General features: G+C 34.9%; 11 protein-coding genes. 2 read left to right on the forward strand and 9 right to left on the reverse strand.

The annotated features are described in order from the left end of the window. Positions 1–7: 7 nt before the first annotated feature. The 7 genes from ruvX to AC07SW_RS01740 form a co-directional block, all read right to left on the reverse strand. Positions 8–430: a Holliday junction resolvase RuvX gene (ruvX, locus tag AC07SW_RS01710; RefSeq protein ID WP_034569230.1), complete on the reverse strand. Its 423-nt coding sequence runs from the start codon at positions 428–430 to the stop codon at positions 8–10. Further along, on the reverse strand, positions 427–696 hold the full coding sequence (locus tag AC07SW_RS01715) for an IreB family regulatory phosphoprotein (protein WP_034569227.1): 270 nt from the start codon (positions 694–696) through the stop codon (positions 427–429). Before AC07SW_RS01715 ends, ruvX begins: the two co-directional genes overlap by 4 nt. A gap of 204 nt (positions 697–900) precedes the next feature. Next, on the reverse strand, positions 901–3552 hold the full coding sequence (alaS, locus tag AC07SW_RS01720; protein WP_463684464.1) for an alanine--tRNA ligase: 2652 nt from the start codon (positions 3550–3552) through the stop codon (positions 901–903). 408 nt (positions 3553–3960) lie between these two features. Beyond that, positions 3961–4443 carry a tetratricopeptide repeat protein gene (locus AC07SW_RS01725; protein ID WP_034569223.1) on the reverse strand — a complete coding sequence of 161 codons (483 nt, stop codon included), beginning with the start codon at positions 4441–4443 and terminating at the stop codon, positions 3961–3963. Between the two features lie 122 nt (positions 4444–4565). Next, entirely contained in the window at positions 4566–5402 is an 837-nt protein-coding gene (locus AC07SW_RS01730) for a YitT family protein (protein WP_174222351.1), read from the reverse strand. A gap of 173 nt (positions 5403–5575) precedes the next feature. Beyond that, positions 5576–7426: an FtsX-like permease family protein gene (locus AC07SW_RS01735; protein WP_494632135.1), complete on the reverse strand. Its 1851-nt coding sequence runs from the start codon at positions 7424–7426 to the stop codon at positions 5576–5578. A gap of 18 nt (positions 7427–7444) precedes the next feature. Then, positions 7445–8203: an ABC transporter ATP-binding protein gene (locus AC07SW_RS01740; protein ID WP_034569217.1), complete on the reverse strand. Its 759-nt coding sequence runs from the start codon at positions 8201–8203 to the stop codon at positions 7445–7447. A 320-nt stretch (positions 8204–8523) separates the two neighbouring features. Here AC07SW_RS01740 and AC07SW_RS01745 point away from each other — a divergent pair, with 320 nt between their 5' ends. Further along, complete coding sequence (locus AC07SW_RS01745) at positions 8524–8931, forward strand: hypothetical protein (RefSeq protein WP_494632137.1); 408 nt, start codon at positions 8524–8526, stop codon at positions 8929–8931. 71 nt (positions 8932–9002) lie between these two features. Here the strand turns inward: AC07SW_RS01745 and gad are convergent, their stop codons facing one another. Next, positions 9003–10403, reverse strand: a complete 1401-nt coding sequence (gene gad, locus AC07SW_RS01750) for a glutamate decarboxylase (protein ID WP_034569211.1) — start codon at positions 10401–10403, stop codon at positions 9003–9005. Positions 10404–10561: 158 nt separating this feature from the next. On the opposite strand from gad, the gene AC07SW_RS01755 reads away from it, so the two are divergent. Continuing rightward, on the forward strand, positions 10562–11512 hold the full coding sequence (locus AC07SW_RS01755) for a diacylglycerol/lipid kinase family protein (RefSeq protein WP_311907573.1): 951 nt from the start codon (positions 10562–10564) through the stop codon (positions 11510–11512). Positions 11513–11564: 52 nt separating this feature from the next. On the opposite strand, the gene recD2 is transcribed toward AC07SW_RS01755, so the two are convergent. Next, positions 11565–14093, reverse strand: a complete 2529-nt coding sequence (recD2, locus tag AC07SW_RS01760) for an SF1B family DNA helicase RecD2 (RefSeq protein WP_494632138.1) — start codon at positions 14091–14093, stop codon at positions 11565–11567. Between the last annotated feature and the right edge of the window lie 33 nt (positions 14094–14126).

The following is a 14126-nucleotide window of genomic DNA, read 5'->3' on the forward strand; positions in this document are numbered from 1 at the left end:
AAAAAAGCTAGTTTCGGTTTCCATCTAAAAAATTTTGAAGGATCATCACTGCGGCTACTTTATCAATTACTTTTTTTCGTTTACTACGAGAAGTATTTGCTTGTTCAATCAACATTCGTTCAGCTTGAACCGTGGTTAATCGTTCATCTTGAAATTCAATGGGCAAATCAAGCTCTTTTTTCAGCAACTCGGCATAATGCATTGAAGCTTCGGCCCTTGGTCCAATTGAGTTATTCATGTTTTTAGGCAATCCAACTACGAACTTGGATACTTCATATTCTTTTGCCAATTCAACGACTCGATCGAGTCCGTATTTTTCTTCAGCTTCATTTATTCTAATAATCTCGATGCCTTGAGCTGTCCAACCAAATGGATCACTAATCGCGATTCCAACAGTTTTTGAACCGACATCTAATCCCATTATTCTCATTTAATTACAGGTCCACTCTCTTTCAAATAAGTTTTAACCAACTCTTCAACAATTTCATCACGTTCATGGCGTCTAATTAAGTTTCTAGCGTCATTGTGACGAGGAATATAAGCCGGATCTCCTGAAAGTAAGTAACCCACGATTTGATTGATTGGATTGTATCCTTTTTCTTCTAATGCTGCATAAACTAAAGTTAATGTTTCTTTGACATTTTTTTCCCGATTATCACCAAAGTCAAAACGCACTGTTTCATCAATTGAGCTCATTTTCTTACACCCCATTCTTTAATGCTTATTCTTATATTCTACAAGAAAGATGTGGAAACTACAATGCTTATTCCAGATTCCTTTCTTAATTTTTTCTTTTATTTACTTCTTATTTACTTTTTTTAAAAAAATTGATAGCGTTTACGAAGATTCTAAATAAAAACAGCTAATCTTAAGAAAGATTAGCTGTTTTTACGATAATTCTTATTCTGCTTTTTCTTCAACCCATTTTGTTACTTGTACTAAGGCATCTGATAAACCAGCTGGGTTTTTACCACCAGCTTGAGCCATATCTGGACGTCCACCGCCACCTCCGCCAACAAGAGGCGCAATTTCTTTAATCAAATCTCCTGCTTTTAGACCTTTTTTGATGCTTTCTTGGTTAACTGCTGCGAGTAAGCTTACTTTATCTTCTTGGGCAGTAGCTAATACTAGGATATCCGAAACATTATTTTGTTTCCATTGATCAGCTAGTTGGCGCAAGCCATTCATATCTTTCACATCAACTTTTGCTGCAATTACACTAAATCCTGCTACATCATTTATTTCTTTAAAGATATCTCCTGCTTGATCGTTAGCTAATTTTGCTTGCAACGAATCATTTTCTTTTTGAACTTCTTTTAATTCTGCTTGTAATTGAGTTACTTTTGAAACCACTTCTTTCGTTTGTGGTGCTTTTACTAGCGCTGCTACTTCGTTTAAGCGTGTTTGTTCTGTGAATAACGCAAGGTAAGCCTCTTCGCTTGTTACAGCTTCAATACGGCGGACGCCTGCTCCAATACCTGATTCTGAAAGGATTTTGAATACACCAATCTCACTTGTATTTTCAACATGAACCCCACCACAAAGCTCAATTGAATAGTTATCAATATTGACAACACGAACAACTTTGCCATATTTTTCACCAAACAAGGCCATTGCGCCCATTTGTTTTGCTTCTTCAATTCCTGTTTCAACAGTTTCAACTGAAAGTGATTCCCAAATTTTTTCATTGACGATTCGTTCCATTTTAGCCAATTCGTCTGCAGTGATTTGACCGAAATGAGTGAAATCAAAACGCAAATAATGTGGTGCAACTAATGAACCTGCTTGATTTGCATGATCGCCTAATACATCCTTCAACGCACGATGCAATAAATGCGTTGCTGTATGATTACGTGTTATTTTACGACGAGCTGTTTTATCGACAGCTAACTTATAGGTTTCTCCCACTGTTAATGTTGTTAAAACTTCGACAGAATGTAAAGGTTGGCCATTTGGCGCTTTTTTTACATCGATTACTTTCGCTACAACGTCACCATTGGCATTCTTAACGACACCAGTATCGGCAACTTGTCCACCCATTTCAGCGTAAAACGGTGTTTGATCAAAAATAAGTTGTGCTTCGTGGTCAACGTTAACGCTCTCTACAAGCTCATCTGAGGTTGCGATAATGCTTAAAACGCCTGTGGCATCTGTTTCATGGTAGCCTACAAAATGACTTGGTACTTTTACTTCTGAAAGCAAGCCTGTTTGAACAGCCATTGATTTCGCATCGCTTCTTGCTGCACGCGCACGGTCTTGTTGTTTTTTCATTTCGACTTTAAAGCCTTCATGGTCGACCTTCAAGCCTTCGTCTTCTGCGTATTCTTCAGTTAATTCAACTGGGAATCCATAAGTGTCATATAGTTTGAAAATATCAGCACCTGTGATAGTGTCTTCGCCTTTTTCTTTTAACTCTTTTACAATGTTATTTAAAATTGTCAAACCGTCATTGATTGTTTCATGGAAACGTTCTTCTTCAGTACGGATAACTTTAACGATGAAATCTTCTTTATCTAGAATTTCTGGATAGTAGCTGTTCATAATACGACCAACAACTGGAACTAATTTATACATAAAAGCTTCATGGATTCCTAATTTTTTACCATGCATTACAGCACGACGTAATAGACGGCGAAGAACATAACCACGCCCTTCATTCGATGGCAACGCACCATCTCCAATAGCAAAGCTGACTGCACGAACGTGATCGGCAATTACTTTAAATGAGATGTCTAATTGTGGATCAACTGCATACTTTTTATTTGCGCTCAAGCTTGCTACTTCTTCGATAATCGGCATAAATAAATCTGTTTCAAAATTTGTTGGAGCGTCTTGTAAGATAGACACAACACGTTCTAATCCCATTCCTGTATCAATATTTTTATTTGGTAACGGCTCATAGGTATTATCTGGTTTGTGGTTGAATTCAGAAAAGACTAAATTCCAAATTTCAAGGTAGCGTTCGTTTTCGCCACCAGGATAATTTTCTGGATCATCTGCTTCCAAATCATTAAATTCTTCGCCACGATCATAGAAGATTTCTGAATCTGGACCACTTGGTCCTGCTCCTATATCCCAGAAATTATCTTCAACGTCAACGATATGCTCATCTGTTAATCCAACTTTTTCCTTCCATAGGCGTCTTGCTTCCTTATCTTCTGGATAGACAGTTACATATAATTTTTCTGGGTCTAAAGCTAACCATTTTTCATCTGTTAAAAATTCCCATGCCCATACAATCGCATCTTCTTTGAAGTAATCTCCAATCGAGAAATTTCCTAGCATTTCAAATAGGGTGTGATGGCGAGCTGTTTTCCCAACGTTTTCGATATCATTCGTACGAATACTTTTTTGAGCGTTTGTAATTCTTGGATTTTCTGGCACAATGGTTCCATCAAAATATTTTTTTAATGTAGCAACGCCTGAATTAATCCATAGTAATGTTGGGTCTTCAAAGGGAACCAATGAAGCACTCGGCTCGATTTTATGTCCTTTTGATGCAAAAAAATCTAGAAATAGTTGACGTACTTCAGCACTTGTTAATCTTTTCATGATAGTCTTCCTCTCATCTGTTCATTTTTTTAATGGGTTGTTTCTTTTCAGAAACAAAAAAATCCAATAAACTCGTTGCATACAAGGACGAAAAATCGCGGTACCACCTTGTTTGCAATGAAATCCATTGGATGTATCATTACCTCTTAAGTCTTCGATAACGTGAAGAAAGCGATAGTATTGCTACTATAAGTTTAATTAAAAGGGAGCATTGATGTTAGTTTAGTGATTTTCTTTCAGCCTTGGAAAATCTTTCTTTAACTAAGAGCTACAAACAATATATCCTTTTACTGTGATTTTAGTATAGGAGAAGAATCTTATTTTGTCAATTGTTTCTCGCTAGAAAAACAACTTTGATTTAAATCTTTTCTTCAATAAACAACAGACTTCTCATCCAGTCGTTCTTTTTCACCATTTGTCTTCAAGTCTAGTTGAATAATAAGTAATTGCTTTTTGGTACAGTTGTATATCGCTATCTGAGGAAGTCATTGCCAAGAGCTGTAAAAGCAACTCCATGCCTTTTTGATATTCCCCTAGATTATAATAAACCATCGCTAAGAAGACACGATAGGCATTATTTTCAGGAAAGCAGTCAATTCCTTTTAAGAAGGTTTCTTTTGCTAAAATATACTCGCCAATTGCTCGATAGGTGCTGCCCAACCCTAAATAAGCTTCTTTTAAGTCGGTCTGATTCAGTCCAAACTTAATTGCTTTTTGATAATAATTAATGGCTTCTTTCTCAAGGCTTAAATTATCACAACACCATGCAGATTGATAGTAAATAGGTCCATTCAGTGGTTCATCAATTAAGAGCTTTTCTAAAATGTTTAATGCTTCTTTGGATTGATTATTTTCTCTCAAAATAATGGCTTCTAGTAGTTTTGATTTCATAAGCTTCTCCCCTTTGGTCGAAATCAATTTTTTTTTAGTATACGTTATTATGGAAGGGTTTCAAATTAATTTCATAAAAAAGAAGCCACTTTATAAAAAGTCACTTCTTAGCAGTTTTACTCTTATTCTAGTTCTTTTAATAAACTAAAGCCTCGTCCCATTACTTCACTAGCACTTGTTACGACTACAAAGGCATGAGGATCAATGACTAATACCGTTTCTTTTAAATGATTAAATTCTCGTTCCGGAATCACACACATCAGCATCTCTTTATCTGTATTTCCGTAACCACCTTTAATATTTACATTCGTTACACCACGATCAACTTCGTTTAAAATAGCTAAACGAATCATCTCTGATTTTTCTGAAATAATAAAAATATTTTTTGATCGATTCACACCAACTTGGACTAAATCAATTACGCGGCTGATGATAAACAATGAGATCAACGAGTACATTACGGTGTTTAAATCAAAAACAAGTAACGCACTTAAAACAACCATTCCATCGATAATTCCAACACATGCACCCATTGGTATCTTTAAGTATTTGTTCATAATTTGAGATAAAATAGCTGTTCCACCAGTTGAAGCATTGCCTCGAAAAACAAGACCTAGACCAATTCCTATCATTACGCCACCGAAAATAGCAGCTAATAACGGTGTTTCCGTCCAAGGTTGAATACCATGTAGTAAGCCTACAAAGGTTGGTAATAATAAACTTCCCAAAATTGTTTTGATCCCCGATTGATAGCCTAATGTAAAAAAGCAAAGGACTAATAAAGGAACATTGACAACATATAAGATGGCTGAAGGTGACCAACCAAAAACACTATTTAACGCAATACTCAGACCACTTACGCCACCTGAAACAATTTGATTAGGAATTAAAAAAACATTCATAGATAAGGCAATAAAAAAAGCTCCTACAATGACTAACAACACATCAACAAACTTCATTGTATAAGGACTTTCAACAATTTTCTTTTTCAAAACTTCCACTCCTTTTTAACCCGACAAAATTCATTCTAACATCCAGATGTAGTATCTACAATTTATTTTTTCATGGAAACGGTTATTTTCATAAAAAAACTCTCCAAGTCTTAACATCGACTTTGGAGAGTTCCTTGTTTTTAGTTTTCTTCTTCACCTTTTAATACGATTCCTTTATAAAGGAACACCGTAATGAAATAGTAAATACCATAAATTACAGCAAATATCGCAAATGGTACCCAGATTTTATAATACGGCTGTGGCAACAGAAATTTGAACATCTGCATACCAATTAATACATGAATAGCTCCAATAACAGCTGGGAAAATAAAAATCATAGCCATTTCTTTATAAATAGAAGCAACTAGTAAACTTTTGCGAACGCCAATTTTCCCTAACATCGTGTAACGCTTCGTATCGCTTGTTGCGCCAGTCAGAACTTTGAACATCAAACAGCTTGCCATCATTGCTAAAAAGGCGAACCCTAAGAATAGTCCCATAAAAACAGTTCCACTTGATAAACTATTTAATCCTGTATACGTTTCATATTTACTTGAGGTATATTCAGTTTTTGGATATCTTGTTTTCTCAATAAGGTAAATTGCTTTAAACTGTTTCAAATAACTTAAATAATCATTTGTATTTCCTACTACAACTTGATTTTCCTTTTGTGAAAGAGCATCAAAAGCTTCTTTTGAGACTAGTTTAATGGGAAGTTGTTCAGCATTTGTATCGTATCCATTGCTTATATTCCCTAAAGCATTTAACCAATTGCTATTTTCATCTGTTACTTCTTTCGGATTTAAAAGTTGGTTTTCTGGAATTGGTTCATTGATTTTTGAAAAAGTAGTTTTGAAACTACCATCTTCCATTTTTTGACTCTCACCAATCAGTGGAGGATTTTTTTTCATTTCATCACTGACAAAATAGGTTACTTGCCCATCTGTTTTGTAATGATACGTTGTTTTTTTATCAAATTGAATCTCATCCATAATTTTGGTTTCTTTTTGTGTTGGATTATACGTAACAATATCGTATGCACTTACTTGATCTAGCGTTAATTTTGTGCTATTTTGAAAAGCAAAACCAACAGTAATTGCACCAACTGCCAACGCAATTAACATCGCCACCATGGCTAAAACCTTCGTTAAATCATTTACTCGGAAACTTAATTGCGAGAAGGTAAAAATATTAATTTTTTTCTCACTTATTTTTTTGTTTGCCTTTAATTTTTCAACTAAAAATGGCAAAGCTGTTTTGAAAAATAAGAAGGTTCCAGCTGTAATTGTAATCAAAGCTACGATAATACCGATAAATTGAAATGTCACAATTTTAATCATCATAAAATAACCAATTGCTAATAATATTAATGAGATAATTGATTGAATCGTCATTTTTTTAGGATTCAATACGATATGATCGGCTTTAGTTTCACCATGAATTAGTGTCAAGGCAGATAGTTTTGATAGTTTAATTAAATTTACACAGGCTGAAACAATAAATAAAATTAAGTAAAAAATAATTGTGACTAGCATTGCAGGTACATATAAAGCATGGTAATTTGGTGAATTAAAATCAAGTTGATGCATTAAAAGTTGACCGACAACTTGTGATAAGCCAATTCCAATCACGATTCCAATTACAATTGAAGCTAATCCTAAGATCATCGTTTCAATGAACATCATCTTGCCAATTTTTTTCTTTTTAGCACCTAAAGTCATATACATTCCATATTCTTTTTGGCGTAAGGAAAGTAAAAATGTATTGGCGTATAAAATGTAAACAATGGTGATAATACCAAGCAAGACAGAACCTGCCTGAAAAACAAACGAAACCGCACTAATCATAGAATTTTGTTTTAAAAAGGTATCGTTCATCGCTAATGTTTCAAACATATAAAAAATTGAACTTGACATCACTAAACCAACTAGTAGTACAATATAGTCTTTTAGCTTACTTTTAATTCCTGATAAGGATAATTTTAATAACACAGTTTTTCAACTCCCACTCTACTCTTTTGTTCCAAAGCTTGCTAGAACATCCAAAATTTCTTGATAAAATGCTTCTCGTGTATCAGTACGATGAATCTCTTTAAAAATCTCGCCATCTTGAATAAATAAAATTCGTTTACAATAACTTGCACTGTATGCATCATGTGTTACTAGTAAAATCGAAACGTCAAAATCCTCATTTAGTCCTTTCATTGATTCAAGTAAGCTTTTCGCGTTTTTAGAATCAAGTGCGCCTGTTGGTTCATCTCCTAAAAGAATAGCTGGCTCATGAACAAGTGCTCTAGCTGCTGCTACTCGTTGTTTTTGTCCGCCTGAAACTTCAGCAGGATAATGATGCAAAATTCTTGTAATGTCTAACGTTTCTGCAATTTTTTCAACTTTTGGTTTGATTTGTTTTGATGGCACATCTTGTAACGACAATGGCAACGCAATATTTTCATACATTGTTAAGTTCTCTAATAAATTAAAGTCTTGGAATATAAACCCTAGTTCTTTTGCTCGAAAATCAGATAATTGATCCGAGGTTAAATGTGTAATATCTTTACCAGCTATTTTAATGGAACCAGAAGTCGTTGTGTCTAGTGTAGACAATACATTAAGTAACGTTGTTTTTCCTGAACCAGACGGTCCCATAATTCCAACGAAATCACCTTTCTTAACGTCAAAAGATACATCTTTTAATGCTTCATATTGATTTTCATTTTTTTTACCGTATACTTTTCGTACGTTTTTTACATCTACTACTGTCTCTTTCATGCTTCTTCCTCCTACTAACTCATCTATTGATTTCAGTTCTTTTTACTACTTCTTTAGTCTAGCACGCATTTTTCTCACTAGCCTGTTTTAAAACTTACAATTTCAACTAGCATCTTACAGTTTTGTCATGTAGTCAAAGGGATAACGTGTCGAATCTTAATTGTACGTTCATCCGTTACTATTTCATTTTTGCTTAGTTAGAGTAGTTAAAACTGGTTTTTCAAGTAACTAGTAGGAGCCTTTCGTTTCATTAGACTTCTAGTTACTTATCCATTAGAATTAGAGTGTAGGAACTAAAAAATTTGAAAGTAGGGATAAAGATGACAAACTATGAAAAAAAAGAAGAACATGCTATTGAAAAGATTGCAGACACACTTTTAAAGTTAGAGAAAACGTTATCGAAGCTAGACAGTACTGAAAACAAAGTTACCGTTTTTATTGAACAAGAAAAAGCGATCCACGAAATCAAAAAAATAGTAAAAGAAGCTAAAAAAATTGATAAATTTAATGATAAAGAACTTGAAAAAGAAGAAAAAAGAGATATTGATTCTATTGAAAAATCCCAAGTCGCATTGGCAGATATCGAAAAAAACTTTGACCATTTAGATCGTACACTTGAAAAGCTGGATGATTCTAATACACGAGTAAAAAGTTATGTTGAACAAGAAAAAGCCATTCATGAAGCTAAAAAAATACTAAAAAACATTGACAAATATAACGCTTTATAACATAAAAAGGATTGAATCAACTAGATTCAATCCTTTTTAGTTGAAATAATTTAACAACACACAAAATTAGCTTAATGTGTAAAACCATGAACACTTTTATCAGATGAATCATGAAATAAAATGCTTGCTTCAGCTAATTCTTGTAATGACATCTTAAAGTCTTCCATAAAGGCTTCTGCACTATTCAATCCAAAATCACCTCGACAAACATATCGTTGAATCACAATATGACTTAACTTTTCAGGCAATGGGTACGCTGGAACTTGCCAACCTTTCATTTGCAAACGATCTGCTAAGTCATAGAGTGTCCATTTTACTTGATCTTTTTTTAACGTATAGCAAACGATTGGCAAATTACTTCCATCATTGTAAATATCAAAAAGACCCGTTTTCTCGACTTCATTGGCTAAATAAAGGGCAACATCCTTTGTTCTTTGATGAATTTCTCGGTATCCTTCAAAACCAAAACGTAAAAAATTATAGTATTGACCAATAATTGGACTAGCGCTTCTTGAAAAATTAATAGCCATCGTTGGCATCGAGCCGCCTAAATAACTCACTTCAAAAATTAATTCTTTTGGTAAATATGCCTCATCTTTCCAAACAATCCAACCAATTCCTGGATACACTAACCCATACTTATGACCAGATGTGTTGATGGAAATCACATTTTTTAATCGAAAATCCCATTCTAGCATTGGATCAATAAAAGGAGTGAATAGTCCTCCAGATGCAGCATCAACATGAATAAAAACTTTAAATTCGGTTTTTTGGTTATACACTTCTAGTTTATCGTCTAAGGATTTAATATCATCAAACTTGCCAGTATAAGTGATTCCTAATATTCCAACTACTCCTATCGTATAGGTATCAATTTTGTCCATTACCTGCTCTACATCAATACTCATATGCTCTAAATCCATTGGAACTACCCTCATTTCAATGTCCCAATAAACACAAAATTTTTCCCAACAAACTTGATAACCAGATGAAATAATCAAGTTGGGCTTTTGCTTGTTTAGATCTAATCCTAATTTTTCAGCACGTTTGCGCCAGCTAAACTTCATCGCCATTCCACCTAACATACACGCTTCAGACGAACCGACCGTTGAGGTACCAATATACTTTTGATCTTTTGGTGCATTCCAGAGGTCTGCTATCATATTGACACACCGATTTTCTAATTCTGCAGTTCTTGGGTACTCAGATTTATCAATTGCATTTTTTTCTAATGTTTCAGACATTAATTTAGTCGCCTCGTCTTCCATATAGGTTTGACAAAAAGTGGCTAAATTCTGCCTAGCATTGCCTTCATCTAATAATTCATCTTTCACAAGACGGTACGCAATTCTTGGCTCAATAGGTGATTTGCCTAATACATATTTAGGAATTTCCCGATCTTCTTCCCGCGTTCCAAAAATAGGTGCTAGTAATTCTTTACTATTTTCCTTATCATTACGGCTGTATAACATTCTTTTACCTCCCCTAGTTTCTCTGTTAGCTACTTAAATCATAGCAAATAAGTACCGTATTTGATAACAATATCCCTTTAATTGAAGCCTAGCTCTTTTACTATCTGAATTTTTACGATATAATAAATCATTACTGTAAAAAGGGAGTTCAGTCTATTTTGGAAAAATCAACCTATTATGTTGTCATTAATCTTCAATCTGGAAGTGGCAACGGTGCTAACGTTTGGAAAATCATCGAAAAGGCTCTTATTGAAAAAAAGAAAAACTATCAGCTTTTTATTAGTGAATACGCAGGACACACCATTTCGCTTGTGAATCAGCTGGCTAAGGATATTCATACTACTCAACAAAAGGATGCTTTAATTTTAATTATTGGAGGAGATGGCACCCTTCATGAAGCTGTTCGTGGTCTTGGGGAAGAATACAAAAAAACGCCTTTAGGTTACATACCAGCTGGCTCTGGCAATGATTTCGCTCGTGGAGTTGGCATTTCAAGAAAACCATTAGTTGCATTAAACCAAATTTTAAAGGCTAAATCAGCCTCAGCCTTTGACATTATTGAATTTCAAGAAAAAGAGCAACCAGTTGGCTATTTTGTTAATAACGTAGGCGTTGGTTTTGATGCCTTAGTCGTAAAATTAACGAACAACTCTAGTGCAAAAGCGACTTTAAATAAATATAATTTAGGTTCTTTGGCTTATGTAGCTTCTCTCGTAAAAGCTTACTTTAACCAGCGGAGCTTTCCTATCCAATTGACTGTTGACGGCAAAACAACAGCGTTTAAAGATGCTTTTCTAGTTACGACTACGAATCATTCTTATTTTGGTGGCGGGGTCAATATTGCGCCTATGGCTGTTCCAACTGATGGATTAATTGACGTCATTGTAGTTTCTAAATTACCTCTTCTAAAAATAATTAGTTTGTTCGTCATGATGCTGCTTGGTGGACGTCATACTCGGTTTAAATCTGTGCACCATTTTAGTGGAAAAAAAATCCATTTAGAAACGCTCCATGCTGTCGATGGACAAGCCGATGGAGAAGAATTGGGAAAACAGCTTTTTGACCTTGATTTCAATCCTGCTACTCGTTATTTTTGGTTTGCTAACTAAATTTAAAAGCCTTGATTGCCCTGTTTCATAAAATAGGGCAATTAAGGCTTTTTTAATTAAAATCATAAGGTGAGCAGTTTTCCATGCCAATCATAGGATTTATTTGGTTGGATGTGACTAATTTTAAAGTTAGATGATAGGAAATAGGTTCATTTGATGGATCTGTCGTTGTTTCCTCAGCTTCAAATAAACTTAATTCTTCTGTTTTCGGTTGCTGTTCTTCTTTAATCGGTTCAGCAGGTTGTTTTTCTTCGACTTCTAAAGAATCAACTTTTTTTGGTGTTAATGGTTCAAAATGAACTTCTACCTCATCCGTTTCAACAATACGCTCTTTTAAAGTTGTTAAGCGATCATCTGATGATTTTTCCACACAAGTCTCAAATGCCTGTGGTTCGCCACATAAAATCAGCAAATCGCGACTTCTCGTAATCGCTGTATAAAGTAAATCGCGACGTAGCATTCGATGGTAATTACGTACCATGGGTAAAATCACCATTTTAAATTCGCTACCTTGTGATTTATGAATGGAACAACAATAGGCTAACGTTATTTTATTCCATTCATTTCGCTTATAAGTCACTTCATTTGTATCAAATTGAATAATCATTTCATCGACTTTATCTTCGGTTTCTTTGGCTAATTGAATACCTACAACTTCTCCCATATCGCCATTAAAAACATTGGACTCAGGATTGTTTACCAAATGTAAAATCTTATCGCCAATTCGATAGACTTTGTCATTGAATTTTACTTCTTTTCGTTTGCCTGTATCATTTGGATTAAAAATTTCTTGCATCATTTTATTTAGTGCGTCAATTCCCGCTGGACCTCGATACATGGGAGCCAACACTTGAATGTCTTGTGAAGTAAAGCCTTTTGCTTTCGCTTTTTCAACGACCTGCTTAATGACGTGCTCAATTTGTGGGGATTCACACCTGAAAAAGGAGCGGTCTTTTTTGTTGCTAGTAAAGTCGGCAGGTAATTTTCCATCTTTGATTTCATGAGCTAGTTGAATAATCGAAGAGCCGTCTTCCTGACGGTAAATTTCATTTAATTCCATACTGGGAATCATCTGTGATTTTAATAAGTCATGTAACACTTGACCCGGTCCAACTGAAGGCAATTGATCTTTATCGCCAACTAATATTACTTGCATGTTACTTGGAACTGCCTTTAGCAGGCTATTGGCAAGCCATGTGTCCACCATTGACATTTCATCAACGATTAGTAAGCCACCTTCTAGCTCACGCTCAGATAAAGCATCTGTGTTTTTCTCTCGACCATTTAAGCCTAGCAAACGATGAATCGTACTACTTGGTAGCCCTGTAGATTCGTTCATTCGTTTAGCTGCTCGTCCTGTTGGTGCTGCTAGTAAAATCGGGAAAATAGCATTGTGATAATCATTAATATCCAATGAAAGTCCATTTAATTCTGCAAACAATTCGACGATTCCGTTTAAAACAGTGGTCTTTCCTGTCCCTGGTCCACCTGTTAAAAGAAACAAAGGCGAGGTCAACGCTTCTTCAATTGCTTTAACTTGAGAATCTCCATAAGAGATGTTCAAGCGTTTTTCTAAGCGACGAATTTCTTTTGGAATATCGTGCCCTTTATAATGAATTTTCTTTTGACGCTCTAATAAACGCTTTACTGAATTGGCAACGCCCCATTCTGCATGATACAGCGTATTGATATACAATTTTTCATCATTTTCAATCAAACGATGTTCTTCTAATAAGCCGATCAATTCATTTGCAACAAAATCTGGTTCGATCATATAGGGACGACTGTCTTCTAAAATACGAATAGTTTCTGCTAGTAAAGGTTCTGCTAAAGTATACGTATCTCCTTGACTTAGGCAAATCTCGTTTAATGTGTATAAAATAGCTGCTCGCAAACGCGCTGGTGAATCGGCTGCAAAACCAAGCTGTTCTGCAATACTATCTGCTTTTTTAAACCCAATATTTTCAATATCTTCAACAAGTTGATACGGATTTTCTTGAATAATCGATAAGGTTTCTTCTTGGTAGGTTTGGTAGATACTAAATGCTAACTGACTCCCAAAACCAAACCCATTTAATCCAATGATAATTTGCTCCATACCGTCCCCTGCTTGTAAGGTTTCAGAAATCATCGCAATTTTTTTATCGTTTAAGCTAGGAATTCCTTTTAAGATTGCTGGATTTTGTAAAATTTCATCAATTGCATATTCTCCTAACGCATCAACAATACTTTCAGCTGTCTTTTTCCCAATACCTGGGAATTTATCGCTAGAAAGATAGGAAACGACTCCTGCAGCAGAGGTGGGCCGCTCTTGTTGGTAGCGTTCTGCGTTAAATTGAAGTCCAAATTTTGGATGGTCTGTCAATTTTCCATAAAAACGATAGACTTCCTCTTCTTGAATTTGACCAAAGCTCCCTGTTACCACAATTTCTTTTTCTTTAAATGTTGAATTTGTCTCTACGACTCGAACCAAGACTACTTTGTAAAAATTGGTTGGATTTTGATAGAAAATAGCCGCAACTTGCCCAACAACAAAAGGGTCATCTCCTGCAAACAGGTTTAAATTTTCTTGCATTTCCATTTTCTATAGCCATCCTTTCTGAATTAATTTACA

It is taken from the genome of Carnobacterium sp. GW821-FHT04C06, assembly GCF_059420345.1.

Excerpts from the sequence above, each read along its gene's own strand:
- ruvX (WP_034569230.1), bottom strand. The coding sequence starts at position 430 with ATGAGAATAATGGGATTAGATGTCGGTTCAAAAACTGTTGGAATCGCG.
- AC07SW_RS01715 (WP_034569227.1), bottom strand. The coding sequence starts at position 696 with ATGAGCTCAATTGATGAAACAGTGCGTTTTGACTTTGGTGATAATCGG.
- alaS (WP_463684464.1), bottom strand. The coding sequence starts at position 3,552 with ATGAAAAGATTAACAAGTGCTGAAGTACGTCAACTATTTCTAGATTTT.
- AC07SW_RS01725 (WP_034569223.1), bottom strand. The coding sequence starts at position 4,443 with ATGAAATCAAAACTACTAGAAGCCATTATTTTGAGAGAAAATAATCAA.
- AC07SW_RS01730 (WP_174222351.1), bottom strand. The coding sequence starts at position 5,402 with ATGAAGTTTGTTGATGTGTTGTTAGTCATTGTAGGAGCTTTTTTTATT.
- AC07SW_RS01740 (WP_034569217.1), bottom strand. The coding sequence starts at position 8,203 with ATGAAAGAGACAGTAGTAGATGTAAAAAACGTACGAAAAGTATACGGT.
- AC07SW_RS01745 (WP_494632137.1), top strand. The coding sequence starts at position 8,524 with ATGACAAACTATGAAAAAAAAGAAGAACATGCTATTGAAAAGATTGCA.
- gad (WP_034569211.1), bottom strand. The coding sequence starts at position 10,403 with ATGTTATACAGCCGTAATGATAAGGAAAATAGTAAAGAATTACTAGCA.
- recD2 (WP_494632138.1), bottom strand. The coding sequence starts at position 14,093 with ATGGAAATGCAAGAAAATTTAAACCTGTTTGCAGGAGATGACCCTTTT.